This is a genomic window from Enterobacter cloacae complex sp. P1B (assembly GCF_014982345.1).
Lineage (GTDB): Bacteria > Pseudomonadota > Gammaproteobacteria > Enterobacterales > Enterobacteriaceae > Enterobacter > Enterobacter bugandensis.
Genome location: NZ_JADCLF010000018.1, coordinates 46018 through 70953 on the forward strand (window position 1 = coordinate 46018; position 24936 = coordinate 70953).

The following is a 24936-nucleotide window of genomic DNA, read 5'->3' on the forward strand; positions in this document are numbered from 1 at the left end:
ATGGACGTTTCTTACCTGCTCGACAGCCTTAATGACAAACAGCGTGACGCGGTTGCCGCCTCGCGCACCAACCTGCTGGTTCTGGCTGGGGCGGGGAGTGGTAAGACACGCGTGCTGGTTCACCGTATCGCCTGGCTGCAGAGCGTGGAAAACTGCTCACCGTACTCGATTATGGCCGTGACGTTTACCAACAAGGCGGCGGCGGAGATGCGTCACCGTATCGCCCAGCTGATGGGCACCAGCCAGGGCGGCATGTGGGTTGGCACCTTCCACGGCCTGGCGCACCGTCTGCTGCGCGCGCACCATATGGACGCTAACCTGCCGCAGGATTTCCAGATCCTCGACAGCGAAGATCAGCTCCGCCTGCTGAAGCGCCTGATCAAGGCGATGAACCTCGACGAGAAGCAGTGGCCACCGCGTCAGGCGATGTGGTACATCAACGGTCAGAAAGATGAAGGGCTGCGTCCGCACCACATTCAGAGCTTCGGTAATCCGGTCGAGCAGACCTGGCAGAACGTCTATAAGGCCTATCAGGAAGCGTGCGACCGCGCCGGCCTGGTGGATTTCGCCGAGCTGCTGCTGCGCGCCCACGAGCTGTGGCTCAACAAACCGCATATCCTGCAGCACTACCGCGAACGCTTCACCAACATCCTGGTGGACGAATTCCAGGATACCAACAACATCCAGTACGCGTGGATCCGCCTGCTGGCCGGAGATACCGGCAAGGTGATGATCGTGGGCGATGACGACCAGTCGATCTACGGCTGGCGCGGCGCGCAGGTGGAGAACATCCAGCGCTTCCTCAACGATTTTCCCGGCGCGGAAACCATCCGTCTGGAGCAGAACTATCGCTCAACCAGCAACATCCTGAGCGCGGCCAACGCCCTGATTGAGAACAACAACGGGCGTCTGGGCAAAAAGCTGTGGACCGACGGCGTCGACGGCGAACCGATCTCGATTTACTGCGCCTTCAACGAGCTCGACGAAGCGCGCTTCGTGGTGAACCGCATCAAAACCTGGCAGGACAACGGCGGCGCGCTGGAGCAGTGCGCCATTCTCTACCGCAGCAACGCCCAGTCGCGCGTGCTGGAAGAGGCGCTGCTGCAGGTGAGCATGCCGTACCGCATTTACGGCGGCATGCGATTCTTCGAACGTCAGGAGATCAAAGATGCGCTTTCGTATCTGCGCCTGATCGCCAACCGCAACGACGACGCGGCGTTTGAGCGCGTGGTGAACACGCCGACCCGCGGGATTGGCGACCGTACGCTGGACGTGGTGCGTCAGGCCTCGCGCGATCGCCAGCTGACGTTGTGGCAGGCGTGCCGCGAGCTGCTGCAGGAAAAAGCCCTCGCCGGACGCGCCGCCAGCGCGCTCCAGCGCTTTCTGGAATTAATTGATGCCCTGGCGCAGGAAACCGCCGACATGCCGCTGCACGTGCAGACCGACCGGGTGATTAAAGACTCCGGGCTGCGTACCATGTACGAGCAGGAAAAAGGCGAAAAGGGGCAGACCCGTATAGAGAACTTAGAGGAACTGGTCACGGCAACGCGCCAGTTCAGCTACAACGAAGAAGACGAAGACCTGATGCCGCTGCAGGCATTCCTCTCTCACGCCGCGCTGGAAGCGGGTGAAGGGCAGGCGGACACCTGGCAGGACGCGGTTCAACTGATGACCCTGCACTCCGCCAAAGGTCTGGAGTTCCCGCAGGTGTTTATCGTCGGCATGGAAGAGGGCATGTTCCCAAGCCAGATGTCGCTGGATGAAGGCGGGCGTCTGGAAGAAGAACGTCGTCTGGCCTACGTGGGCGTGACGCGAGCGATGCAGAAGCTGACGCTAACCTACGCTGAAACCCGCCGCCTGTACGGTAAAGAGGTCTATCACCGTCCGTCGCGCTTTATCGGTGAACTGCCGGAAGAGTGCGTGGAAGAGGTGCGTCTGCGGGCGAGCATCAGCCGTCCGGTTAGCCATCCGCGCATGGGCTCGCCGATCTCTGAAACCGACACCGGCTACAAGCTGGGCCAGCGCGTGCGCCATTCTAAGTTTGGCGAAGGTACTATTGTGAATCTGGAAGGCAGTGGCGAGCACAGCCGCCTGCAGGTCGCGTTCCAGGGGCAGGGGATCAAATGGCTGGTGGCGGCCTACGCGAAGCTGGAAACAGTCTAACATTCAGAAAAATATCATTATTTTGTAATAATCTGCTAGCCTTATACAGTGAAGGTCAATTAATGCCCTTCAGCGTTCCGTTGCGTGTTGACGCCACAGTTATAGCTGGCGTAACATGCGCGCACGATTACGCTAAGAGGACATTCGCCTTGGACACACCCAGTAGATACTGGCTCAATTCCCTGTCATCCAGGAACAACTCCTAAGGCTATCTCCTCTTGCTGATGGCCTTAGTGGTTGTCAGCGACTGCATTATTCCCGTCGCGCTGAGTCAGGCTGTTTAATGGTCTGAAACCCAATTTGTTTCTGTGTGCCCACCGAACTGTCCGATATTTTTTGCATTGGGAGTCCCGGTCATGTTGAGCGCATTTCAACTCGAAAATAACCGACTGACTCGGCTTGAAGCCGAAGAGTCACAGCCCCTCATTGATGCCGTATGGGTGGATCTGGTCGAGCCGGACGACGATGAACGCCTTCGCGTACAATCTGAGCTGGGGCAAAGCCTGGCAACCCGCCCGGAACTGGAAGACATCGAAGCCTCCGCGCGTTTCTTTGAAGATGAAGACGGCCTGCACATTCACTCCTTCTTCTTCTTTGAAGATGCGGAAGATCACGCGGGCAACTCCACCGTGGCGTTTACCATTCGCGACGGTCGTCTGTTTACTCTGCGTGAACGCGAACTGCCGGCATTCCGTCTCTACCGCATGCGCGCCCGCAGCCAGGCGATGGTGGACGGCAACGCTTACGAGCTGCTGCTCGATCTGTTCGAGACTAAAATTGAACAGCTGGCGGATGAAATTGAAAACATCTACAGCGATCTGGAAAAGCTGAGCCGCGTGATCATGGAAGGCCATCAGGGGGATGAGTACGACGAAGCGCTTTCGACGCTGGCAGAGCTGGAAGATATCGGCTGGAAGGTGCGTTTGTGTCTGATGGATACCCAGCGCGCGCTGAACTTCCTGGTGCGCAAGGCGCGTCTGCCGGGCGGTCAGCTGGAGCAGGCGCGTGAGATCTTACGCGATATCGAATCCCTGCTGCCGCACAACGAATCTCTGTTCCAGAAGGTGAACTTCCTGATGCAGGCGGCAATGGGCTTTATCAACATCGAGCAGAACCGCATCATCAAGATCTTCTCGGTAGTGTCCGTGGTGTTCCTGCCGCCGACGCTGGTGGCGTCCAGCTACGGGATGAACTTCGAGTTTATGCCGGAGCTGAAGTGGAGCTTTGGCTACCCGGGGGCGATTATCTTTATGATCCTCGCCGGGCTGGCACCGTATCTGTACTTTAAGCGTCGGAACTGGCTGTAAAATCTGGCGGGTGGCGCTGCGCTTACCCGCCCTACAAAACACCTACATTCCTCTGCGGGTTCTGCGCTGGGTATAAATCGCATCGGCGACGAAAATCGCCAGCGCCACCCAGATAAAGGCAAAGGTCACCATCTTATCCGCACCCGGCACTTCGCCGTAAAACACCACCGCCAGCAGGAACATCAGCGTCGGGCCAATGTACTGGAAGAAGCCCAGCGTGGAGAGGCGCAGGCGCGTTGCCGCACCGGTGAAGCACAGCAGCGGAATGGTGGTCACTACGCCCGCCGCCATCAGCATCAGGTTCAGCGACCACGGGTTGCTGCCCATATGGCTGGTGGCGCTGTCGGCGATACCGAACAGATAGATCGCCGCCACCGGCAGCAGCCACAGGGTTTCAAACAGCATCCCGGTTTGCGCTTCCACCGCGATTTTCTTACGTACCAGGCCGTAAAAAGCAAAGCTGAACGCCAGACCGAGGGCGATAACCGGCAGCGAGCCAAACGTCCACAGCTGCACCAGCACGCCGCAGAAGGCCAGAATCACCGCCACCCACTGCATCCGGCGGAAGCGTTCGCCGAGGAAAATCATCCCCAGCACGATATTCACCAGCGGGTTAATGAAGTACCCCAGGCTCGCTTCGAGCATGTGGTGGTTATTCACCGCCCAGATAAACAGCAGCCAGTTGCCGCCAATCAGCACCGCAGAAAGCGCCAGCAGGAAGACCTTTTTAGGGGTTTGCAGCAGCGTTTTAACGCCGGACCACTGACGGCTGATGCTCATTAGCGCGATCATGAAGAAGAACGACCAGATGACGCGGTGAGTGAGGATCTCGTCGGCCGGAACATAGGCGATAAATTTGAAGTACGCCGGGGCGATACCCCAAATAAAATAAGCGGCAAGGGCGAGTAAAACGCCCTGCCGCGTCTGTTTAGCATCCATCGGGAAAATCCGTTACAAAAAAGTGAATCAATTTTACCCGAATTTGCCGCCTCAACCCACCATATAAGTGGCGGTTGCGCTGGCGATATAAACCTGCTCCTCGTTATGCAGCTCAACGCGGGCAACGGCAACTTTGTTCCCGGCACGCAGCAGGCTGCTGGTGCAGGTAAAGCGGTTTCCGCGCCCCGGGCGAAGATAGTCGACGCGTAAATCAATGGTGCCCATGCGCGCCAGACGCTGGCGGAGTTCATCTTCGTTGATGGTGTCATGGCGCGTCAGCGTACTGCCCACGCAGACCAGGCCTGCCGCCACGTCCAGCGCGGAGGCAATCACCCCGCCGTGCAGAATACTTTGCGCCCAGTTACCCACCATCATCGGCTGGTTGTTGAAACTCAGCTGGGCAAACTCTTTCTCATAACGCTCCAGCTCAAGACCCAGCGCACGGTTAAACGGCATATGGTAAACAAAAATCTCGCCCACGAGTTTTAACACTTCTTCGGCGGTAAGCATGGCTGACATGAGACATTACATCCTTATTGTTAATGAAATGTTGATTTTATGCTTCAGCAATAAGGAATTCCACTTTCAGAAACGAGGATGCAGCAGTTATCGCAGAAGTCTGTAGAATGTTCGCCTCATAACTATTCAGGTAATTTTACTCTTTGCAGGAGAACACCACCGATGCGGACGTATCTGGCCTGGTTACTGGCGGCGGTTGCGCTGCCCCTCACAGCATATGCGCAGGAAGCGACGATTAAAGAAGTCCATGATAAACCTGCCGTTAAGGGCAGCATTATCGCCAATATGCTGCAGGAGCATGACAATCCGTTCACGCTCTACCCGTATGACACGAACTACGTGATTTATACCCAAACCAGCGATCTCAACAAAGAAGCGATAAGCTCCTATAACTGGTCTGATAATGCGCGTAAGGATGAGGTGAAGTTCCAGCTTAGCCTCGCGTTCCCGTTCTGGCGCGGTATTCTGGGGCCAAACTCGGTGCTCGGCGCGTCTTATACGCAGAAATCCTGGTGGCAGCTCTCCAACAGCGGGGAATCTTCACCGTTCCGTGAAACCAACTATGAGCCGCAGCTTTTCCTCGGCTTCGCAACGGATTATGAATTTGCTGGCTGGACGCTGCGCGACGTCGAAGTGGGCTTTAACCATGATTCTAACGGACGTTCCGATCCAACCTCCCGTAGCTGGAACCGCGCCTATACGCGCCTGATGGCGCAGAACGGTAACTGGATGGTGGAAGTGAAGCCGTGGTATGTGGTCGGTAGCACCGATGACAACCCGGATATCACCAAATATATGGGCTACTACCAGCTCAAAGTTGGCTACCAGCTTGGTGATGCCGTGCTGAGCGCGAAGGGGCAGTACAACTGGAACACCGGCTACGGCGGTGCGGAGCTCGGTCTGAGCTACCCGGTGACGAAGCACGTGCGTCTCTATACCCAGGTGTATAGCGGCTACGGCGAGTCGCTGATCGACTACAACTTCAATCAGACTCGCGTTGGCGTGGGCGTAATGCTGAACGATATTCTCTAAGCTGCTCGAATGTTTTTGCGTTAAACGTTGAAGTTTCTCTCTCAGGCGCTGAAAATAGCGCCTGTTTTATTTTTCGCAAATGGGGTTAACGTGGCGCAGGCGGAAGTATTGAATCAGGAGTCGCTGGCTAAACAGGTTTTGCATGAAACCTTTGGCTACCAGCAGTTCCGCCCTGGCCAGGAAACCATCATTGAAACGGTGCTGGAAGGCCGAGACTGCCTGGTGGTGATGCCGACCGGCGGCGGTAAATCCCTCTGTTATCAGGTGCCCGCGCTGGTGCTTAACGGCCTTACGGTCGTGGTATCCCCGCTCATTTCCCTGATGAAAGACCAGGTTGACCAGTTGCTCGCCAACGGCGTGGCGGCGGCCTGCCTGAACTCGACGCAAACCCGCGAGCAGCAGCAAGAGGTGATGGCCGGGTGCCGCACCGGGCAGATCCGCCTGCTGTATATCGCGCCGGAACGCCTGATGCTGGATAACTTCCTCGACCACCTGGCGCACTGGAATCCGGTTCTGCTGGCGGTGGATGAAGCGCACTGTATCTCCCAGTGGGGACACGATTTCCGCCCGGAATATGCCGCCCTCGGCCAGCTGCGTCAGCGCTTCCCTGAACTGCCGTTTATGGCGCTTACCGCCACGGCGGACGACACCACGCGTCTGGACATTGTTCGCCTGCTGGGGCTGAACGACCCGTATATTCAGGTCAGCAGCTTCGACCGCCCGAACATCCGCTACATGCTGATGGAAAAATTCAAGCCGCTGGACCAGCTCCTGCGCTACGTTCAGGAGCAGCGCGGCAAGTCCGGTATCATCTACTGCAACAGCCGTGCGAAGGTGGAAGACACCGCCGCGCGTCTGCAAAATCGCGGCTTTAGCGCCGCGGCCTATCACGCCGGGCTGGAGAACCACATCCGCGCCGACGTGCAGGAGAAATTCCAGCGCGACGACCTGCAAATCGTCGTCGCGACGGTGGCGTTCGGGATGGGCATCAACAAGCCCAACGTGCGCTTTGTGGTGCATTTCGACATTCCGCGCAATATCGAATCCTACTATCAGGAGACCGGCCGTGCCGGCCGTGACGGCCTGCCTGCGGAAGCGATGCTGTTTTACGATCCGGCCGATATGGCGTGGCTGCGCCGCTGTCTGGAAGAGAAGCCGCAGGGACAACTCCAGGACATTGAGCGCCACAAGCTCAACGCGATGGGTGCCTTCGCTGAAGCGCAAACCTGCCGCCGTCTGGTGCTGCTCAACTACTTTGGTGAGGGGCGACAGGAGCCGTGCGGCAACTGCGATATCTGCCTGGATCCGCCAAAGCAGTACGATGGCCTGATGGACGCGCGCAAAGCGCTCTCGACCATTTACCGCGTGAATCAACGCTTCGGGATGGGCTACGTGGTGGAAGTACTGCGCGGTGCCAATAACCAGCGTATCCGCGACATGGGGCACGACAAGCTGCCGGTTTACGGCATCGGTAAAGACCAGAGCCACGAGCACTGGGTCAGCATTATTCGTCAGCTGATCCACCTCGGCTTTGCCACTCAGAACATTGCCCAGCACTCCGCGCTACAGCTGACCGAAGCGGCGCGTCCGGTGCTGCGCGGTGACGTTGAGCTCAAGCTCGCCGTGCCGCGCGTGGTCGCCCTCAAGCCGCGCGTGATGCAGAAATCCTACGGCGGTAACTATGACCGCAAGCTGTTTGCCAAGCTTCGCAAGCTGCGTAAAGCTATCGCTGACGAAGAGAACATCCCGCCATACGTGGTGTTCAACGACGCGACGCTGATTGAGATGGCCGAGCAGATGCCGCTCAGCGCCAGCGAAATGCTCAGCGTTAACGGCGTGGGGACGCGCAAGCTGGAGCGCTTCGGTAAAGAGTTTATGGCGCTTATCCGCTCTCACGCCGATGGTGATGATGAGGAGTAGTCAGACGGGCGAAAAAGTGCCAGGATGATGACTCACTGAATTATTTCCCCGCGAGCTAATTATGTTAATGCTATTTCTCACCGTGGCGTTAGTGCACATCGTTGCGCTGATGAGCCCTGGCCCAGACTTTTTCTTCGTGTCGCAAACTGCCGTCAGCCGCTCCCGCAAAGAAGCGATGATGGGCGTGCTCGGTATTACCATGGGCGTTATGGTCTGGGCGGCGGTCGCGCTGCTCGGTCTGAACCTGATCCTGGCGAAGATGGCGTGGCTGCATAACATCATTATGGTTGGCGGCGGGCTGTACCTGTGCTGGATGGGCTACCAGATGCTGCGCGGGGCGCTGAAGAAAGAAGAGAAAAAACCGGAAGAGCCAAAGGTAGAGCTGGCAACGGGCGGCCGCAGCTTTGTAAAAGGGCTCCTGACTAACCTGGCAAACCCGAAAGCGATTATCTATTTCGGATCCGTGTTCTCGCTGTTTGTGGGTGACAGCGTCGGCGCAGGCGCGCGCTGGGGGATCTTCCTGCTGATCGTTGTTGAGACGTTCGCCTGGTTCACTATTGTTGCCAGCCTGTTCGCCTTACCGGCGATGCGCCGCGGCTATCAGCGCATCGCGAAGTGGATCGACGGCTTTGCCGGCGCGCTGTTCGCCGGCTTCGGCATTCATCTCATCATTTCTCGCTAAGCATGACGCGCTGACGCAAGCAGCGCGCCAACCAGCATAAACAGCGAACCAAAGACTTTATTCAGGGCCTTCATCTGCTTAGGCCCTTTGATCCACGCCGCTATCCGCTGCGCCAGCGTCGCGTAACCAATCATGACGATGATATCGACGATGATGGTTGTCGCGCCCAGCACCACATACTGCATCACCTGGGGCTGATGTGGCACGATAAACTGTGGGAACAGGGCGGCGAGGAACACGATGCTTTTCGGGTTCGTCAGGTTCACGAACACCGCGCGCTTAAACAGATGGCCGCGCGTTTGCGTCCTGGAGAGCGTATTCAGGTCAATCGAGCCTGCCGCGCGCCACTGCTGGATACCGAGCCAAATCAGATACGCCGCACCGGCCCATTTCAGCACTTCAAACGCCAGCACCGAACGAGAGAACAGCGTCCCCAGACCAATCCCCACCAGCACAATATGAATGCCGAGCCCGGTCTGTAAACCGGCAATGGACGCCGCCGCACCGCGATAGCCGTGGTTGATGGAAGTGGTCATAGTGTTAATGGCGCCAGAGCCGGGTGAAAGGCTAAGGATGATTGATGTCAGCAGGTAGGCGAACCACCACTCGAAGGTCATTTGAAGCTCCCGAACCGTCTATTTTTATGCCACAATACGCTATTGTTGAGTCATTTTGTGACCAGTGACGAAAAAAAACGATATTCCCTGGATTACGTGAGTGGAAACCCAATGTTTCAGCAGAAAAAGGACTGGGAAACACGAGAAAACGCGTTTGCTGCTTTCTCAATGGGGCCGCTGACCGATTTCTGGCGGCAGCGTGAGGAAGACGAGTTTACGGGCGTCGGTGGCATCCCGGTGCGCTTCGTTCGCTTCCGCAATGAAAAAAATGACCGGGTGATCGTGGTCTGCCCCGGGCGTATCGAAAGCTATGTTAAATATGCCGAACTGGCCTACGACCTGGTCAACATGGGGTTTGACGTGCTGATCATCGACCACCGTGGGCAGGGGCTGTCCGGGCGCATGCTGCCGGATACGCACCGCGGGCACGTGGATCACTTCAGCGATTACGTCGACGATTTTGCCGCGTTCTGGCAGCAGGAAGTTCAGCCCGGCCCCTGGCGCAAGCGGTACATCCTTGCGCACTCCATGGGCGGCGCCATTTCGACGCTGTTTTTGCAGCGGTATGAGCACCAGTGCGACGCCATTGCGCTCACCGCGCCGATGTACGGTATTGTCATTCGTTTTCCCGACTGGATGGTGCGCCATCTTCTCGACTGGGCTGAGGGCCATCAGCGCATTCGTGAAGGCTATGCCATCGGAACCGGACGCTGGCGCGCATTGCCGTTCGCCATCAACGTCTTAACTCACAGTCGGCAGCGCTATCGCCGCAACCTGCGCTTTTATGCCGATGAACCGCGCTTGCGCGTCGGCGGCCCGACCTGGCACTGGGTGCGTGAGGGTATTCTGGCCGGTGAGCAGGTGTTGGCAGGCGTAGGTGATGATGACACGCCGACGCTTCTGATTCAGGCGGAAGAAGAGCGTGTGGTGGATAACCGCATGCATGACCGCTATTGTGAACTGCGCGCTGCCGCCGGTCACCCTTGTGAAGGGGGTAAACCGCTGGTCATCAACGGCGCGTACCATGAGATCCTTTTTGAAAAGGACGCTATGCGCTCAGTCGCGCTTAACGCCATCGTCGAGTTTTTCGACCGGCATAACTGATTTTCTATTGAGGTTAAATTTTCCTATGTACCAGGTTGTTGCATCTGATTTAGATGGCACGCTGCTTTCCCCCGACCACACCCTGTCGCCTTATGCGAAAGAGACCTTAAAGCTTCTGACCGCCCGTGGCGTGAACTTTGTGTTCGCTACCGGCCGCCACCACGTGGACGTGGGGCAGATCCGCGATAATCTGGAGATCAAGTCGTACATGATCACCTCCAACGGTGCGCGCGTGCATGATACCGACGGCAACCTGATCTTCACCCATAACCTGGATCGCGATATTGCCGCCGATCTCTTCGGCGTGGTGCATAACAACCCGGCTATCGTCACCAACGTATACCGCGACGACGAATGGTTCATGAACCGCCACCGCCCGGATGAAATGCGTTTCTTCAAGGAAGCGGTATTCAACTACTCCCTGTATGAGCCGGGCCTGCTGGATCCAGAGGGGATCAGCAAGGTGTTCTTCACCTGCGACAGCCACGAAGAGCTGCTGCCGCTTGAGCAGGCGATCAACGCCCGCTGGGGCGATCGCGTCAACGTGAGCTTCTCCACCCTGACCTGTCTGGAAGTGATGGCGGGCGGCGTTTCTAAAGGTCACGCGCTCGAAGCGGTTGCGAAGCGTCTGGGCTTCGCGCTTAAAGACTGTATCGCCTTTGGCGACGGCATGAACGATGCCGAGATGCTCTCTATGGCGGGCAAAGGCTGCATCATGGAAAACGCGCACCAGCGCCTGAAGGACCTGCATCCGGAGCTGGAAGTCATCGGCACCAACGCAGACAACGCGGTACCGAAATACCTGCGCAAACTGTTCCTTGAATAATCTTCATTCGGTTGTTTATTGTTCAGTTGTCAACTAAAGAGTTCGCTACAATGCCTGTCCTTCTTTCTGAGAGACAAGCATTGTGGCGCTACTCATTATCACCACTATCCTGTGGGCCTTCTCCTTTAGCCTGATTGGCGAATACCTTGCCGGTTCGGTCGACAGTTACTTCTCGGTGCTGATGCGCGTCGGGCTGGCGGCGCTGGTGTTCCTGCCGTTCCTGCGCACGCGCGGGCAATCGCTGAAAACCATTCTGCTGTACATGCTGGTGGGGGCGATGCAGCTTGGCATCATGTATCTGTTCAGCTTCCGGGCTTACGTCTACCTGTCCGTCTCCGAATTCCTGCTTTTTACCGTGCTGACGCCGCTCTATATCACCCTGATCTACGACCTACTCAGCAGGCGCCGTCTGCGCTGGGGATATCTGCTGAGCGCCGCGCTGGCGGTTATTGGCGCGGCGATCATTCGCTACGATAAAGTGAGCGATCACTTCTGGACAGGGCTGATGTTCGTCCAGCTTGCCAACATCAGCTTTGCCATTGGTATGGTGGGATACAAGCGCCTGATGGAAACCCGCCCGATGCCGCAGCACAACGCGTTTGCGTGGTTCTATATGGGCGCGGCGATCGTCGCGGTGGCGGCGTGGTTTATGCTCGGCAACCCGCAAAAGCTGCCGACCACCACCGTGCAGTGGAGCGTTCTGGTCTGGCTGGGCGTGGTGGCGTCGGGGCTGGGGTACTTTATGTGGAACTACGGCGCTACGCAGGTAGACGCCGGTACGCTGGGGATCATGAACAACGTGCACGTCCCGGCGGGGCTGCTGGTGAACCTTGCCATCTGGCAGGAACAGCCGCACTGGCCGAGCTTCCTTATTGGGGGGGCGGTGATCCTGGCTTCACTGTGGGTCCATCGCCGCTGGGTCGCTCCGCGCTCCGCACAAACGGAAGATGGTCGCACGCGTGGTTCCGCGCTGAGCGAATAAACGCCTCCGTAACCGGCTGACGCTGCTCGCCATCGCGCACGGCGGCGTACAACCGGCTCCACAGTCCTTCCCCCAGGGTTTTGGTGACCACCAGACCCTGGCGTTCAAAGCTCTCCACCACCCAGTGCGGCAGCGCCGCGATACCCATGCTGGCCGCCACCATTTGGATCAGCAGCAGGGTGTTATCCACGCTTTTCAGTTGAGGGCTGATGCCTGCCGGCTGCAGGAAATGACGCCAGATATCCAGGCGACTGCGCTGAACCGGGTAAATCAGCAGCGTTTCTGTCGCCAGATCTTCCGGCGTAATGCGCGTTTTGGCCGCCAGCGGATGGTCCGGCGCCAGCACCAGACGCACCTCAAAATCGAACATCGGCGAATAGTGCAGGCCGCTCCGCGGTAGGATGTCGGACGTCATCACCAGATCCAGCTCGCCCTGCTGGAGCGAGGGCTGCGGGTCGAACGTCACGCCGGATTTAAAGTCCATCTCCACCTGCGGCCACTTCTGGCGAAAGTTCTCAAGCGCGGGGGTCAGCCACTGAATACAGCTGTGGCACTCAATGGCGATCCGCAGTTTGGTCTGCTGCGGCTCGTTACACGCCTGCAGCGCGCTGGCGATCTGCGGCAGTACCTGATTCGCCAGTTGAAGAAGAATTTCACCCTGCGGCGTAAAGCGCAAAGGCTGGCTCTTACGCACAAAAAGACGAAATCCGAGGCGTTGTTCCAGATCGCTGAACTGGTGAGAAAGGGCGGACTGGGTCTGGTGCAGCGTGGCCGCCGCCGCCGCGAGCGAACCGCAGTTCCGCAACGCTTGTAGCGTTTTCAGGTGTTTAATCTCGATCATGAAAGTCCTTCACTCCGCCATGAACATTTTGCGCTTGAGGAATATACAGTACCTGCCAATTATAGATGTGTAAACATCTGGACGTCTAAATAACAAATTTCACAAGGGGCATACCATGACAATCCGCACTCACACTCTCGGTTTTCCTCGCGTTGGCCTGCGTCGCGAGCTGAAAAAAGCGCAAGAAAGCTACTGGGCGGGCAACGCCACCCGTGAAGAACTCCTGGCGGTGGGGCGGGAGCTGCGCGCCCGTCACTGGGATCAGCAAAAACAGGCGGGTATTGACCTGCTGCCGGTGGGCGATTTCGCCTGGTACGACCATGTTCTGACGACCAGCCTGCTGCTGGGCAACGTGCCGGCTCGTCATCAGAACAAAGATGGATCGGTGGATATCGACACCCTGTTCCGCATCGGCCGTGGCCGCGCGCCAACGGGTGAGCCAGCGGCAGCGGCGGAAATGACCAAGTGGTTTAACACCAACTATCACTATATGGTGCCGGAGTTCGTCAAAGGTCAGCAGTTTACGCTGACCTGGACGCAGCTTCTGGACGAAGTGGATGAAGCGCTGGCGCTGGGCCACCAGGTGAAGCCCGTATTGCTGGGGCCGGTAACCTACCTGTGGCTGGGTAAAGAGAAGGGCGAACAATTTGACCGCCTCAGCCTGCTGAACGATATTCTGCCGGTATATAAGCAGGTGCTGATTGAGCTGGGCAAGCGCGGCATTCAGTGGGTGCAAATCGACGAACCCGCGCTGGTGCTGGAGCTGCCGCAGGAGTGGCTCGACGCCTTCAAACCGGCGTATGACGCGCTCACCGGCCAGGTGAAGCTGCTGCTGACCACCTATTTCGAGGGCGTGACGCCAAACCTCGACACTATCACCGCGCTGCCGGTTCAGGGCCTGCACGTTGACCTGGTTCACGGTAAGGACGATGTCGCAGAGCTGCACGAGCGCCTGCCTGAGGAGTGGTTGCTCTCCGCCGGTCTGGTCAACGGCCGTAACGTCTGGCGCGCCGATCTGAGCGAGAAATACGCCCAAATTAAAGACATCGTCGGTAAACGCGAGCTGTGGGTGGCTTCATCCTGCTCGCTGCTGCACAGTCCGATCGATCTGAGCGTGGAGACCCGTCTCGACCCTGAAGTGAAAAGCTGGTTTGCCTTCGCCCTGCAAAAATGTGAAGAGCTGGCACTGCTGCGCGACGCGCTCAACAGCGGCGACACGGCGGCGATTACCGACTGGAGCGCACCGATTCAGGCGCGTCGTCACTCGGCTCGCGTGCACAACCCGGCGGTAGAAAAACGTCTGGCGGCCATCACCGCCCGGGACAGCCAGCGTCAGAGCCCGTACGAGGTACGTGCCGAAGCCCAGCGCGCCCGCTTCAATCTTCCCGCGTGGCCGACCACGACCATCGGTTCATTCCCGCAAACTACCGAGATCCGCGGCCTGCGTCTGGACTTCAAAAAGGGCAATCTGGACGCGAATCATTACCGCACCGGCATTGCGGAACACATCAAGCAGGCGATTATCGAGCAGGAACGCCTCGGGCTGGACGTGCTGGTGCACGGCGAAGCCGAGCGTAACGACATGGTCGAATACTTCGGTGAACACCTGGACGGCTTCGTCTTTACCCAGAACGGCTGGGTGCAGAGCTACGGCTCCCGCTGCGTGAAGCCGCCGGTGGTCATTGGGGACGTCAGCCGCCCGGAACCGATCACGGTGGAGTGGGCGAAGTACGCCCAGTCCCTGACCGACAAGCCGGTAAAAGGCATGCTGACCGGCCCGGTGACCATTCTCTGCTGGTCGTTCCCGCGCGAAGACGTGACCCGTGAAACCATCGCCAAACAGATCGCCCTGGCGCTGCGTGATGAAGTGGCGGATTTGGAGGCGGCGGGGATTGGCATCATCCAGATTGACGAACCGGCGCTGCGCGAAGGTTTGCCGCTGCGCCGCAGCGACTGGGATGCTTACCTGCAGTGGGGCGTGGAAGCGTTCCGCATCAACGCCGCAGTGGCGAAGGACGACACCCAGATCCACACCCATATGTGTTACTGCGAATTTAATGACATCATGGATTCGATTGCCGCGCTGGATGCAGACGTGATCACCATCGAGACCTCGCGTTCAGACATGGAGCTGCTGGAGTCGTTTGAAGAGTTCGACTACCCGAATGAAATTGGGCCGGGCGTATATGACATTCACTCCCCGAACGTGCCGAGCGTGGAGTGGATTGAAGCGCTGCTGAGGAAAGCTGCCCAGCGTATCCCGGCAGAACGCCTGTGGGTAAACCCGGACTGCGGCCTGAAAACCCGCGGCTGGCCGGAGACACGTGCGGCGCTCGCCAACATGGTGAAGGCGGCGCAGAATTTGCGTCAGGCTTGATGACACGCAGGCCCGGTAAGGCGCAGTCGCCACCGGGCTTTTTTTATGCTTTCTTCCCACCGTACTGGCTAAACCATGCCAGCATTCTCTGCCAGCCATCTTTCGCGGATTCCGCGTGATAGCTCGGACGATAATCGGCATTAAACGCGTGTCCGGCATCGGGATACACCACGATTTCGGCCTTCGCGTTCGCCGCCCGCAGCGCGTGGCGCATCGTCTCGACGGTATCAAGCGGAATGCCGGTATCCTGGCCACCATATAGCCCTAACACCGGGGCATTGAGATCGGTAGCGATATCAACCGGATGCTTCGGTGAGTTCAGCGTCTTTTCGCCCACCAGTTTGCCGTACCAGGCAACGGCGGCTTTCAGCTGCGGGTTATGCGCGGCATACAGCCAGCTAATGCGTCCACCCCAGCAGAAACCGGTGACCATTAAGCGGTGCGGGTCGCCGCCGTTGCGCGCCGCCCAGCTGGCGACGTGGTCTAGGTCTGCCAGCACCTGCGCGTCCGGCACTTTGCTGACCAGGTTGCTGAAGAGCGTCGGGATATCACTGTAGTCATTCGGATCGCCCTGACGGAAGTAGAGCTCTGGCGCAACGGCCAGATAACCCTCCTGCGCCAGGCGGCGGCAGAGGTCGCGAATATGTTCGTGAACGCCGAAAATCTCCTGAACCACAATCACGATGGGCAGCGGGCCGTCTGCTGACTTTGGCCGCGCATGATATGCAGGCATATTTTCCCCCTGAGAGGGGATGGAGGTCTCGCCCGCCGTAATGGCCTCTTCTGAGGTTGAGACGATGGTTGAAGCATGCGGAGCCGCAGCAGGTGCAAATCCGGTTTTTTCAGTCATGGCATTCTCCGTACCAATGAGTTAGCGCAAAGGTAAATATAGACACCAGGTTAACAACTCACAGTGCCTTAAACGGTCTATCTTTTGTGCAGCACCCGACGATATAACTTGTTAATGTGATGTAAATCACTTTTTGATGGAAATTCAATGCAATCATTTTCATTCATGGTGAGATGCGTCACGAAATTATGCTTACCGCTTCTGTAAAGTACCGTTTTACTTCTTCTGACTAACCGACCCACAGAGGAGTCACCTATGTCTAAGTCTGATGTTTTTCATCTCGGCCTCACTAAAAACGATTTACAAGGGGCTACGCTCGCTATCGTCCCTGGCGACCCAGAGCGTGTGGAAAAGATCGCCGCGCTGATGGATAAGCCGGTCAAGCTGGCTGCCCATCGTGAATTCACCACCTGGCGCGCAGAGCTGGATGGCAAAGCGGTGATTGTGTGCTCTACCGGTATCGGTGGCCCGTCTACCTCTATTGCCGTGGAAGAGCTGGCGCAGCTGGGCATTCGTACTTTCCTGCGTATCGGCACCACCGGCGCGATTCAGCCGCACATTAACGTGGGCGACGTGCTGGTGACGACCGCTTCCGTGCGTCTGGACGGCGCAAGCCTGCACTTTGCACCGATGGAATTCCCGGCAGTGGCTGACTTCGAGTGCACCACCGCGCTGGTTGAAGCGGCGAAATCCGTGGGCGCAACCACTCACGTGGGCGTAACTGCCTCTTCTGATACCTTCTATCCGGGCCAGGAGCGTTACGACACCTTCTCAGGCCGCGTGGTGAGCCGCTTCAAAGGCTCAATGGAAGAGTGGCAGTCTATGGGCGTGATGAACTACGAGATGGAATCCGCAACGCTGCTGACCATGTGCGCAAGCCAGGGTCTGCGTGCCGGTATGGTGGCGGGCGTTATCGTCAACCGTACCCAGCAGGAGATCCCGAACGCCGAAACCATGAAGCAGACCGAAAGTCACGCGGTGAAAATCGTGGTTGAAGCGGCTCGCCGCCTGATCTAGTCCTCCTCTCTGAGATAAAAGGCCGACGCGTTCGGCCTTTATTTTTTGCGTAGCGCCTCGCAGGAAAACCCTTTCAAACTGGACGTTTATACAGCACAATCTTATTTTGTGCGGGTAATACGTTGATGCAGGGGGCGTTGTGGATATCTCAATCCTGATTTATGCGGTAATTGCGCTGGCTGGCGTGGCGATAGGCTGGCTGATATCCAGCTATCAGCATGCACAGCAGAAGGCCGAACAACTGGCTGAACGCGAAGAGATCGTCGCCGATTTAAGCGCCGCAAAACAGCAGCTTGCCCTAAGCGACCACTGGCGCGACGAGTGTGAATTGCTCAATAACGAACTGCGTAACCTGCGCGACATCAACACCTCGCTGGAGGCCGATCTCCGTGAAGTGACTACCCGCCTTGAATCCACCCAGCTGCATGCCGAAGACAAAATCCGCCAGATGATCAACAGCGAGCAGCGCCTCAGCGAGCAGTTCGAGAACCTCGCCAACCGTATTTTCGAGCACAGCAACCGCCGCGTTGATGAGCAAAATCGCCAGAGCCTGAACAGCCTGCTGACGCCGCTGCGCGAACAGCTGGACGGCTTTCGCCGTCAGGTACAGGACAGCTTTGGTCAGGAAGCCCGCGAACGCCACACGCTGGCGCATGAGATCCGCAATCTTCAACAGCTGAATGCCCAGATGGCGCAGGAGGCGGTCAACCTGACGCGGGCGCTGAAAGGCGATAACAAAACCCAGGGTAACTGGGGGGAAGTGGTGCTCACCCGCGTGCTGGAGGCCTCTGGCCTGCGGGAAGGGTATGAATACGAAACGCAGGTGAGTATCGAAAACGATGCCCGCTCGCGAATGCAGCCGGATGTGATTGTGCGTCTGCCGCAGGGCAAAGATGTGGTCATTGACGCCAAAATGACGCTGGTGGCCTATGAGCGCTACTTCAACGCTGAAGACGACTATACGCGCGAATCGGCGCTGCAGGAGCACATTGCCTCCGTGCGTAACCATATTCGCCTGCTGGGTAGAAAGGATTATCAGCAACTGCCGGGGCTGCGCTCGCTGGACTACGTGCTGATGTTTATCCCGGTCGAACCCGCGTTTTTGCTGGCGCTCGACAGACAGCCCGAACTGATCACCGAAGCGCTGAAAAATAACATTATGCTGGTCAGCCCCACCACGCTGCTGGTGGCCTTACGCACCATTGCGAACCTGTGGCGCTATGAGCACCAGAGCCGTAACGCGCAGCAGATTGCCGACCGCGCCAGCAAGCTGTACGACAAAATGCGCCTCTTCGTGGACGACATGTCCTCCGTCGGGCAAAGCCTGGATCGTGCGCAGGATAACTACCGCCAGGCGATGAAAAAGCTCTCCTCCGGGCGTGGCAACCTGCTTGCGCAGGCTGAAGCATTCCGCAGCCTGGGAGTGGAGGTTAAACGCGAGATTAATCCGGAATTGGTCGAACAGGCCACAGCGCAGGACGAAGAGTTCCGACTGCGTGAGGGCGGGGATGAACAAAATACCCCCAACCAGGACAACGATTTAGCGGCGGATTTATCGCCAGACGAGCAGCCAGCGCGTTTCTTTCGCGGTGGTTGAATCGTAGGGCAATTGCGCCCAATCTGTTACACTTCACGAACATTTGACTGATTAGCAGGCTCTGAGATGGTTGACGATTCACAAGACACGACGCACTTTGGCTTTCAGACTGTAGCCAAAGCGCAGAAAGCTGACATGGTGGCCCACGTATTTCATTCCGTGGCGGCGAAGTACGATGTGATGAATGACTTGATGTCGTTCGGCATTCATCGCTTGTGGAAGCGCTTCACCATCGACTGCAGCGGTGTGCGTCGTGGACAAACGGTTCTCGATCTGGCTGGCGGTACGGGCGATCTGACGGCGAAATTCTCCCGTCTGGTGGGCGAAACCGGTCGCGTTGTACTGGCTGATATTAATGACTCCATGCTTAAAATGGGACGCGAAAAGCTGCGTAACATCGGCGTGGTGGGTAACGTGGAATACGTGCAGGCCAACGCCGAAGCGCTGCCGTTCCCGGACAATACTTTTGACTGCATCACGATTTCCTTCGGTCTGCGTAACGTCACCGATAAAGAAAAAGCACTGCGTTCCATGTACCGCGTGCTGAAGCCGGGTGGACGCCTGCTGGTGCTCGAGTTCTCTAAACCGATTATCGACCCGCTGAGCAAAGCCTACGACGCCTATTCCTTCCACGTGCTGCCGCGTATTGGCGAACTTGTGGCAAACGACGCGGAAAGCTATCGCTATCTGGCGGAATCAATTCGCATGCATCCGGATCAGGACACCTTAAAAGCCATGATGCAGGATGCGGAATTTGAGAACGTTGAGTACTTCAACATGACGGCGGGTGTCGTCGCGCTGCATCGCGGTTACAAATTCTGAGTGGAGGTGTCCCGTGCCCTTTAAACCCTTAGTCACCGCAGGCATCGAGAATGTGCTGAATGCCTTCCTGTATCGCGCTCCGGCGCTGAAAGCCGCACGTCAGCGGCTAAACGGGAAGGTACTGCGCATTGTGTTAAAAGAGTTCTCGACGCCGCTCGTGCTGGTTTTCAGCGAACGTCAGCTTGACGTTCTGGGTGAGTGGGAAGGTGAAGCTGATTGCTCGGTCATTACCCATATGAGCGTGCTGCCAAAACTGCGCGATCGCCAGCAATTAACGGCGCTTATCCGCAGCGGTGAGCTGGAAGTGGAAGGCGACATCCAGGTCGTGCAGAACTTCGTTGCGCTCAGCGATCTGGCTGAGTTTGACCCGGCAGAGCTGCTGGCGCCTTTTATTGGCGACATCGCCGCTGAAGGGATCGGGAAAGTTATTCATGGCGGCACGGCGTTCCTGCGCAAAAATCTGCAACGCCAACAGCGTTATGCCGCGGAAGTGCTGACCGAAGAGTGGCGCATGGCGCCCGGGCCGCTGGAAGTTGCGTGGTTCGCAGAAGAGACGGCCGCGGTTGAACGTGCGGTTGATGCCCTAAGCAAACGGCTGGAAAAACTGGAGGGCAAATGACGCCTGGTGAAATTCGGCGCCTCTATTTTATCATCCACACCTTTTTGAGTTACGGGCTCGACGAGCTCATCCCCAAAATGCGTATCACGCTGCCGCTCAGGATCTGGCGGCGGACGCTGTTCTGGATGCCAAATCGACATAAAGGTCAGCCGCTGGGTGAACGCCTGCGTCTGGCACTGCAGGAGCTCGGCCCGGTATGGATTAAGTTCGGACAGATGCTCTCAACCCGCCGCGATCTCTTCCCGCCGCACATTGCCGATGAACTGGCGATGCTGCAGGACCGTGTCGCCCCGTTTGACGGGGTGAGAGCGAAGAAACAGATCGAGGAGGCGATGGGTAACCTTCCCGTTGAAACCTGGTTTGACGATTTCGAAATAGAACCGCTGGCGTCGGCTTCTATCGCTCAGGTGCACACTGCGCGTCTGAAAGAGAACGGCAAAGAGGTGGTGATCAAGGTGATCCGCCCGGATATCCTGCCGATTATCAAAGCCGATATGAAGCTAATTTATCGTCTGGCGCGCTGGGTTCCGCGTCTGCTGCCGGACGGCCGTCGATTGCGCCCGATGGAAGTGGTGCGGGAATATGAAAAAACGCTGATTGATGAGCTTAATCTGTTGCGAGAATCGGCAAACGCCATTCAGCTGCGCCGCAATTTTGAAAACAGCCCGATGCTCTACGTGCCTGAAGTCTATTCTGACTATTGCAGCCAGAACATGATGGTCATGGAGCGCATCTACGGTATTCCGGTTTCGGATGTGGTGGCCCTGGAGAAGCAGGGAACGAACATGAAGCTGCTGGCCGAACGTGGCGTGCAGGTCTTCTTTACCCAGGTATTCCGCGACAGTTTTTTCCATGCGGACATGCATCCGGGCAATATCTTCGTGAGCTATGAGCATCCTGAGGATCCGAAATACATCGGTATCGACTGCGGAATTGTGGGCTCGCTGAATAAAGAAGATAAACGTTATCTGGCTGAGAACTTTATCGCCTTCTTCAACCGCGACTACCGTAAGGTGGCCGAGCTGCATGTGGATTCCGGCTGGGTTCCGCCAGACACCAACGTCGAAGAGTTCGAGTTTGCTATCCGTACCGTTTGCGAACCGATTTTTGAAAAACCGCTGGCAGAGATCTCTTTTGGACACGTGCTGTTAAACCTGTTCAATACGGCCCGCCGCTTTAATATGGAAGTTCAGCCACAGTTAGTTTTACTTCAGAAAACATTACTTTACGTTGAGGGTGTAGGTCGACAACTCTATCCTCAGTTAGACTTGTGGAAGACGGCTAAACCTTTCCTGGAATCCTGGATTAAGGATCAGGTTGGTCTTCCAGCGCTGGTGCGTTCGCTGAAAGAGAAAGGACCGTTCTGGATCGAAAAAATGCCTGAAATTCCTGAACTGGTTTACGACAGTTTGCGTCAGAGCAAGAATCTTCAGCACAGCATGGATAAAATCGCCCGCGAGCTTCAGTCCAGCCGTGTGCGCCAGGGACAGTCACGCTACCTCTTTGGCATTGGCGCAACGCTGCTGCTGAGCGGTACGTTGCTGCTGATCAACCGTCCTGACTGGCAGATGATGCCCGCCTGGCTGATGGCTGGCGGGGTTGTTGTCTGGCTTGCAGGATGGAGAAAAACGCGCTGAGTTTGCATCGCCATCGACAGGTCGCATACGTATAATGCGACCTGACCAATTAATCATCTATCCCTGAGGAATATGTATGGGTGGTATCAGTATCTGGCAATTAGTCATTATTGCCGTCATCGTTGTGCTGCTGTTTGGCACCAAAAAGCTCGGTTCTATTGGTTCCGATCTGGGCGCGTCTATCAAAGGCTTCAAGAAAGCAATGAGCGATGATGAGAGCAAGCAGGATAAAACCAGCCAGGACGCTGACTTTACTGCTAAATCCATCTCCGATAAGCAGGAAGATGCCAAAAAGGAAGACGCTAAACGCCACGATAAAGAGCAGGTGTAAGTCGTGTTCGACATTGGTTTTAGTGAGCTGCTGCTGGTCTTTGTGATTGGTCTGATCGTGCTGGGGCCGCAACGTCTGCCGGTAGCGGTGAAAACCGTCGTGGGCTGGGTTCGAGCGCTAAGATCGCTGGCTTCGACCGTTCAGAACGAGCTGGCGCAGGAACTTAAGCTGCAGGAGTTTCAGGAAAGCCTGAAAAAGGTTGAGAAGGCGAGCATGGATAACCTGACGCCGGAACTGAAAGCCTCAATGGATGAGCTGCGCGAAGCGGCGGAATCCATGAAGCGCTCTTACAGCGTTAACGATCCTGAAAAAGCGAGCGATGAAGCGAACACTATTCATAACCCGGTGGTGAAGGACAGCGAAGCGCAGCGTGAGGGCGTGACGCCAGCGAGTGCGGAGCACCAGGCCGCAGCGCCTGAACAAACGCCGCAGGAAACTGAACTGAAAAAACAGGCGCAGCCGGAAGAGCCGGTTGTAAAAGCGGCTGAAGCGAAACCCGCCGCGCCCGTTTCCGAATCATCCCCCTCGTCGAGTGATAAAGCGTAACCATGGCAGTAGATGATACTCAACCGCTTATTACGCACCTGATTGAGCTGCGTAAGCGCCTGTTAAACTGCATTATTGCGGTATTCCTCATATTCCTGTGCCTGGTCTATTTCGCCAACGATATTTATCAGGTGGTTTCTGCGCCGCTGATCAAGCAGATGCCGCTGGGGGCAACGATGATTGCAACAGACGTTGCATCACCGTTTTTCACCCCGATTAAGCTCACCTTCTGGGTGTCGTTGATTGCGTCTGCACCCGTCATCCTTTATCAGGTATGGGCATTTGTGGCGCCAGCACTGTACAGGCACGAACGTAAACTGGTGATCCCGCTGCTGGTCTCCAGTTCGCTGCTGTTCTATATCGGCATGGCGTTTGCCTACTTTGTTGTCTTCCCGCTGGCCTTTGGCTTCCTGACGCATACCGCGCCGGAAGGGGTTCAGGTATCGACGGATATCGCCAGCTACCTCAGCTTTGTGATGGCGCTGTTTATGGCGTTCGGTGTGGCGTTTGAAGTGCCGGTGGCCATTGTGCTGCTCTGCTGGGTTGGGGTAACCACCCCTGATGACCTGCGTAAGAAGCGTCCCTATATTCTGGTGGGCGCCTTCGTAGTCGGCATGCTGCTGACGCCGCCGGACGTCTTCTCACAAACGTTGCTGGCAATACCGATGTACTGCCTGTTTGAGGTTGGCGTATTCTTCTCGCGTTTCTACGTGGGAAAAGGACGCCGGTCGGACGATGAAGACGATGCGTCCGAAAAGACCACTGAAGAGTAAAACCAGCCGCCCGTCAGGGCGGTTGTTCTATGGGGAATCGCATGTTTGATATCGGACTCAACCTGACCAGCTCGCAGTTTGCGAAAGATCGTGACGAGGTGGTTGCGCGTGCTTTTGAGGCTGGCGTAAAAGGGCTGCTCCTGACCGGGACCAACCTGCATGAGAGCGAGCAGTCGCTGCTGCTGGCGCAACGCTATCAACACTGCTGGTCAACCGCCGGCGTCCACCCTCATGACAGCAGCCAGTGGACGGCGGAGAGCGTAGAAAACCTGCGCATGCTGGCAAAAACGGCAGAGGTGGTGGCTATTGGCGAGTGCGGGCTCGATTTTAACCGCAACTTCTCCACGCCTGAAGAACAGGAAAAGGCGTTCACTGCCCAGCTTGCGCTGGCGGCAGAGCTTGAAATGCCCGTCTTTATGCACTGTCGCGACGCGCATGAACGTTTTCTCGCACTGCTGGACCCGTGGCTGGATAAACTGCCCGGCGCAGTGCTCCACTGCTTCACCGGGTCTCGCCAGGAAGCGCTGGATTGCCTGAACCGCGGTTTGTATCTGGGGATCACCGGTTGGGTGTGTGATGAGCGCCGCGGGCTTGAGCTTCGCGAGCTGCTGCCGATAATCCCGGCAGACCGTTTGCTTCTTGAAACCGATGCGCCATACCTGCTGCCGCGAGATATGAAGCCCAAACCGGCATCGCGGCGAAACGAGCCCGCCTTGCTGGGGCACATTGTTGAGCGCGTAGCGCACTGGCGCGGAGAGGATCCGCACTGGCTTTCCGCGCAGACGGATGACAACGTGCGTCGCCTGTTCGGGATAAACGTTTAAACTTTGCGGAAGTCGGTGTTTTTCACGCTCTGCAGCACCTGCTTGTTCAGCAGATTGAGCAACAGCATGGAGCGCGCTTCACCGTCCGGCTCGGCGAAAATCGCCTGCAGGCCTTCGAATGCGCCTTCGGTAATGACGACGCTATCGCCCGCGTAAGGGGTTTCCGGGTCGGTGATCCCTTCAGGCTGTTGATAAACAGACAGCTGATGAATGACGGTCGACGGAACGGTTGCTGGGTGGGCACCAAAACGAACGAAGTGGCTGACGCCGCGCGTTGCGCTGATGGTAGTGGTGTGGATCACCTCAGGGTCGAACTCCACGAACAGATAGTTCGGGAATAAAGGCTCACTGACGGTTGTGCGCTTCCCGCGCTGCATTTTTTCAAGCGTGATCACGGGTGTCAGACAATTTACAGACTGACGTTCAAGATGTTCCTGCGCGCGCTGAAGTTGCCCGCGTTTGCAATACAGTAAATACCAGGCCTGCATAATCACTCTTTCCCTTAGTTCGGGGCGCAAGCATATCAAAACCCTGGAGGGATCGCTAAGTTGATTATAATGGGGGAAATTCGAACACAGCGGATAAGTTCACGCTAATTTAACAAAATTACA

General features: G+C 57.1%; 25 protein-coding genes. 19 read left to right on the top strand and 6 right to left on the bottom strand.

Annotation, left to right across the window (positions count from 1 at the left end; genetic code table 11):
- The 3 genes from uvrD (at nt 1) to corA (ending at nt 3470) form a co-directional block, all read left to right on the top strand.
- A complete protein-coding gene (uvrD, locus tag INF77_RS21785; protein ID WP_045631335.1) occupies nt 1–2163 on the top strand; it encodes a DNA helicase II in 2163 nt (720 codons plus the stop codon).
- Nucleotides 2164–2312: 149 nt separating this feature from the next.
- On the top strand, nt 2313–2369 hold the full coding sequence (gene ysgD / locus INF77_RS23365) for a YsgD/CorL family protein (protein WP_212743980.1): 57 nt from the start codon (nt 2313–2315) through the stop codon (nt 2367–2369).
- 150 nt (nt 2370–2519) lie between these two features.
- Nucleotides 2520–3470 carry a magnesium/cobalt transporter CorA gene (gene corA / locus INF77_RS21790; RefSeq protein ID WP_008501540.1) on the top strand — a complete coding sequence of 317 codons (951 nt, stop codon included), beginning with the start codon at nt 2520–2522 and terminating at the stop codon, nt 3468–3470.
- Nucleotides 3471–3512: 42 nt separating this feature from the next.
- Here the strand turns inward: corA and rarD are convergent, their stop codons facing one another.
- Nucleotides 3513–4409 carry an EamA family transporter RarD gene (gene rarD, locus INF77_RS21795; RefSeq protein WP_048959726.1) on the bottom strand — a complete coding sequence of 299 codons (897 nt, stop codon included), beginning with the start codon at nt 4407–4409 and terminating at the stop codon, nt 3513–3515.
- A 51-nt stretch (nt 4410–4460) separates the two neighbouring features.
- The gene (yigI, locus tag INF77_RS21800) at nt 4461–4928 is read right to left on the bottom strand and encodes an acyl-CoA thioesterase YigI (protein WP_028014789.1); all 468 of its coding nucleotides are present in this window, start codon (nt 4926–4928) and stop codon (nt 4461–4463) included.
- Between the two features lie 162 nt (nt 4929–5090).
- Between yigI and pldA the strand changes: the two genes are divergently transcribed.
- From pldA to rhtC, 3 genes are all read left to right on the top strand, one after another.
- Nucleotides 5091–5960, top strand: coding sequence for a phospholipase A (pldA, locus tag INF77_RS21805; RefSeq protein WP_063944128.1), 870 nt, complete (start codon nt 5091–5093; stop codon nt 5958–5960).
- Nucleotides 5961–6050: 90 nt separating this feature from the next.
- Entirely contained in the window at nt 6051–7880 is a 1830-nt protein-coding gene (gene recQ / locus INF77_RS21810) for an ATP-dependent DNA helicase RecQ (protein WP_032644788.1), read from the top strand.
- 61 nt (nt 7881–7941) lie between these two features.
- On the top strand, nt 7942–8562 hold the full coding sequence (gene rhtC, locus INF77_RS21815; protein WP_010426287.1) for a threonine export protein RhtC: 621 nt from the start codon (nt 7942–7944) through the stop codon (nt 8560–8562).
- Here rhtC and rhtB read toward each other — a convergent pair.
- Nucleotides 8559–9179 carry a homoserine/homoserine lactone efflux protein gene (gene rhtB / locus INF77_RS21820; protein WP_028014786.1) on the bottom strand — a complete coding sequence of 207 codons (621 nt, stop codon included), beginning with the start codon at nt 9177–9179 and terminating at the stop codon, nt 8559–8561. The genes rhtC and rhtB overlap by 4 nt on opposite strands.
- Before the next feature lie 111 nt (nt 9180–9290).
- Here rhtB and pldB point away from each other — a divergent pair, with 111 nt between their 5' ends.
- The 3 genes from pldB to INF77_RS21835 all read left to right on the top strand — a co-directional run bounded on the left by pldB (nt 9291) and on the right by INF77_RS21835 (nt 12091).
- Nucleotides 9291–10283, top strand: coding sequence for a lysophospholipase L2 (gene pldB / locus INF77_RS21825; protein WP_041911835.1), 993 nt, complete (start codon nt 9291–9293; stop codon nt 10281–10283).
- A 25-nt stretch (nt 10284–10308) separates the two neighbouring features.
- Complete coding sequence (yigL, locus tag INF77_RS21830; RefSeq protein WP_028014784.1) at nt 10309–11109, top strand: sugar/pyridoxal phosphate phosphatase YigL; 801 nt, start codon at nt 10309–10311, stop codon at nt 11107–11109.
- Nucleotides 11110–11191: 82 nt separating this feature from the next.
- Nucleotides 11192–12091: a carboxylate/amino acid/amine transporter gene (locus INF77_RS21835; protein ID WP_032644934.1), complete on the top strand. Its 900-nt coding sequence runs from the start codon at nt 11192–11194 to the stop codon at nt 12089–12091.
- Here the strand turns inward: INF77_RS21835 and metR are convergent.
- Nucleotides 11979–12932: an HTH-type transcriptional regulator MetR gene (metR, locus tag INF77_RS21840; protein ID WP_028014783.1), complete on the bottom strand. Its 954-nt coding sequence runs from the start codon at nt 12930–12932 to the stop codon at nt 11979–11981. The genes INF77_RS21835 and metR overlap by 113 nt on opposite strands.
- A 115-nt stretch (nt 12933–13047) precedes the next feature.
- Here metR and metE point away from each other — a divergent pair, with 115 nt between their 5' ends.
- Nucleotides 13048–15309, top strand: a complete 2262-nt coding sequence (metE, locus tag INF77_RS21845; protein WP_193532862.1) for a 5-methyltetrahydropteroyltriglutamate--homocysteine S-methyltransferase — start codon at nt 13048–13050, stop codon at nt 15307–15309.
- A 43-nt stretch (nt 15310–15352) separates the two neighbouring features.
- On the opposite strand, the gene INF77_RS21850 is transcribed toward metE, so the two are convergent.
- A complete protein-coding gene (locus INF77_RS21850) occupies nt 15353–16159 on the bottom strand; it encodes a dienelactone hydrolase family protein (protein WP_063155598.1) in 807 nt (268 codons plus the stop codon).
- A 255-nt stretch (nt 16160–16414) separates the two neighbouring features.
- On the opposite strand from INF77_RS21850, the gene udp reads away from it, so the two are divergent.
- The 9 genes from udp to tatD all read left to right on the top strand — a co-directional run bounded on the left by udp (nt 16415) and on the right by tatD (nt 24325).
- On the top strand, nt 16415–17176 hold the full coding sequence (gene udp, locus INF77_RS21855; RefSeq protein WP_003860792.1) for a uridine phosphorylase: 762 nt from the start codon (nt 16415–16417) through the stop codon (nt 17174–17176).
- Nucleotides 17177–17315: 139 nt separating this feature from the next.
- Nucleotides 17316–18773: a DNA recombination protein RmuC gene (gene rmuC, locus INF77_RS21860; protein ID WP_048959730.1), complete on the top strand. Its 1458-nt coding sequence runs from the start codon at nt 17316–17318 to the stop codon at nt 18771–18773.
- 66 nt (nt 18774–18839) lie between these two features.
- Nucleotides 18840–19595 (top strand): bifunctional demethylmenaquinone methyltransferase/2-methoxy-6-polyprenyl-1,4-benzoquinol methylase UbiE, encoded by a 756-nt coding sequence (ubiE, locus tag INF77_RS21865; protein ID WP_028014779.1) that lies wholly within the window; start codon nt 18840–18842, stop codon nt 19593–19595.
- 13 nt (nt 19596–19608) lie between these two features.
- Complete coding sequence (ubiJ, locus tag INF77_RS21870) at nt 19609–20214, top strand: ubiquinone biosynthesis protein UbiJ (protein ID WP_028014778.1); 606 nt, start codon at nt 19609–19611, stop codon at nt 20212–20214.
- A complete protein-coding gene (gene ubiB / locus INF77_RS21875; RefSeq protein WP_028014777.1) occupies nt 20211–21851 on the top strand; it encodes a ubiquinone biosynthesis regulatory protein kinase UbiB in 1641 nt (546 codons plus the stop codon). The genes ubiJ and ubiB overlap by 4 nt, the downstream gene beginning before the upstream one ends.
- A 76-nt stretch (nt 21852–21927) precedes the next feature.
- On the top strand, nt 21928–22182 hold the full coding sequence (gene tatA, locus INF77_RS21880; protein WP_013099238.1) for a Sec-independent protein translocase subunit TatA: 255 nt from the start codon (nt 21928–21930) through the stop codon (nt 22180–22182).
- A gap of 3 nt (nt 22183–22185) precedes the next feature.
- On the top strand, nt 22186–22728 hold the full coding sequence (gene tatB, locus INF77_RS21885) for a Sec-independent protein translocase protein TatB (protein ID WP_028014776.1): 543 nt from the start codon (nt 22186–22188) through the stop codon (nt 22726–22728).
- Between the two features lie 2 nt (nt 22729–22730).
- Nucleotides 22731–23501 (top strand): Sec-independent protein translocase subunit TatC, encoded by a 771-nt coding sequence (tatC, locus tag INF77_RS21890; protein WP_028014775.1) that lies wholly within the window; start codon nt 22731–22733, stop codon nt 23499–23501.
- Between the two features lie 41 nt (nt 23502–23542).
- Nucleotides 23543–24325, top strand: coding sequence for a 3'-5' ssDNA/RNA exonuclease TatD (gene tatD, locus INF77_RS21895; protein ID WP_193532863.1), 783 nt, complete (start codon nt 23543–23545; stop codon nt 24323–24325).
- Here tatD and rfaH read toward each other — a convergent pair.
- Nucleotides 24322–24813: a transcription/translation regulatory transformer protein RfaH gene (gene rfaH / locus INF77_RS21900; RefSeq protein ID WP_020882871.1), complete on the bottom strand. Its 492-nt coding sequence runs from the start codon at nt 24811–24813 to the stop codon at nt 24322–24324. The genes tatD and rfaH overlap by 4 nt on opposite strands.
- Nucleotides 24814–24936 lie beyond the last annotated feature (123 nt).

Excerpts from the sequence above, each read along its gene's own strand:
- corA (WP_008501540.1), top strand. The coding sequence starts at position 2,520 with ATGTTGAGCGCATTTCAACTCGAAAATAACCGACTGACTCGGCTTGAA.
- tatA (WP_013099238.1), top strand. The coding sequence starts at position 21,928 with ATGGGTGGTATCAGTATCTGGCAATTAGTCATTATTGCCGTCATCGTT.
- pldB (WP_041911835.1), top strand. The coding sequence starts at position 9,291 with ATGTTTCAGCAGAAAAAGGACTGGGAAACACGAGAAAACGCGTTTGCT.
- rhtB (WP_028014786.1), bottom strand. The coding sequence starts at position 9,179 with ATGACCTTCGAGTGGTGGTTCGCCTACCTGCTGACATCAATCATCCTT.
- tatC (WP_028014775.1), top strand. The coding sequence starts at position 22,731 with ATGGCAGTAGATGATACTCAACCGCTTATTACGCACCTGATTGAGCTG.
- rhtC (WP_010426287.1), top strand. The coding sequence starts at position 7,942 with ATGTTAATGCTATTTCTCACCGTGGCGTTAGTGCACATCGTTGCGCTG.
- tatD (WP_193532863.1), top strand. The coding sequence starts at position 23,543 with ATGTTTGATATCGGACTCAACCTGACCAGCTCGCAGTTTGCGAAAGAT.
- rarD (WP_048959726.1), bottom strand. The coding sequence starts at position 4,409 with ATGGATGCTAAACAGACGCGGCAGGGCGTTTTACTCGCCCTTGCCGCT.
- metR (WP_028014783.1), bottom strand. The coding sequence starts at position 12,932 with ATGATCGAGATTAAACACCTGAAAACGCTACAAGCGTTGCGGAACTGC.
- yigL (WP_028014784.1), top strand. The coding sequence starts at position 10,309 with ATGTACCAGGTTGTTGCATCTGATTTAGATGGCACGCTGCTTTCCCCC.
- ubiE (WP_028014779.1), top strand. The coding sequence starts at position 18,840 with ATGGTTGACGATTCACAAGACACGACGCACTTTGGCTTTCAGACTGTA.
- rfaH (WP_020882871.1), bottom strand. The coding sequence starts at position 24,813 with ATGCAGGCCTGGTATTTACTGTATTGCAAACGCGGGCAACTTCAGCGC.
- yigI (WP_028014789.1), bottom strand. The coding sequence starts at position 4,928 with ATGTCAGCCATGCTTACCGCCGAAGAAGTGTTAAAACTCGTGGGCGAG.
- udp (WP_003860792.1), top strand. The coding sequence starts at position 16,415 with ATGTCTAAGTCTGATGTTTTTCATCTCGGCCTCACTAAAAACGATTTA.
- INF77_RS21850 (WP_063155598.1), bottom strand. The coding sequence starts at position 16,159 with ATGACTGAAAAAACCGGATTTGCACCTGCTGCGGCTCCGCATGCTTCA.
- ubiB (WP_028014777.1), top strand. The coding sequence starts at position 20,211 with ATGACGCCTGGTGAAATTCGGCGCCTCTATTTTATCATCCACACCTTT.
- uvrD (WP_045631335.1), top strand. The coding sequence starts at position 1 with ATGGACGTTTCTTACCTGCTCGACAGCCTTAATGACAAACAGCGTGAC.
- pldA (WP_063944128.1), top strand. The coding sequence starts at position 5,091 with ATGCGGACGTATCTGGCCTGGTTACTGGCGGCGGTTGCGCTGCCCCTC.
- metE (WP_193532862.1), top strand. The coding sequence starts at position 13,048 with ATGACAATCCGCACTCACACTCTCGGTTTTCCTCGCGTTGGCCTGCGT.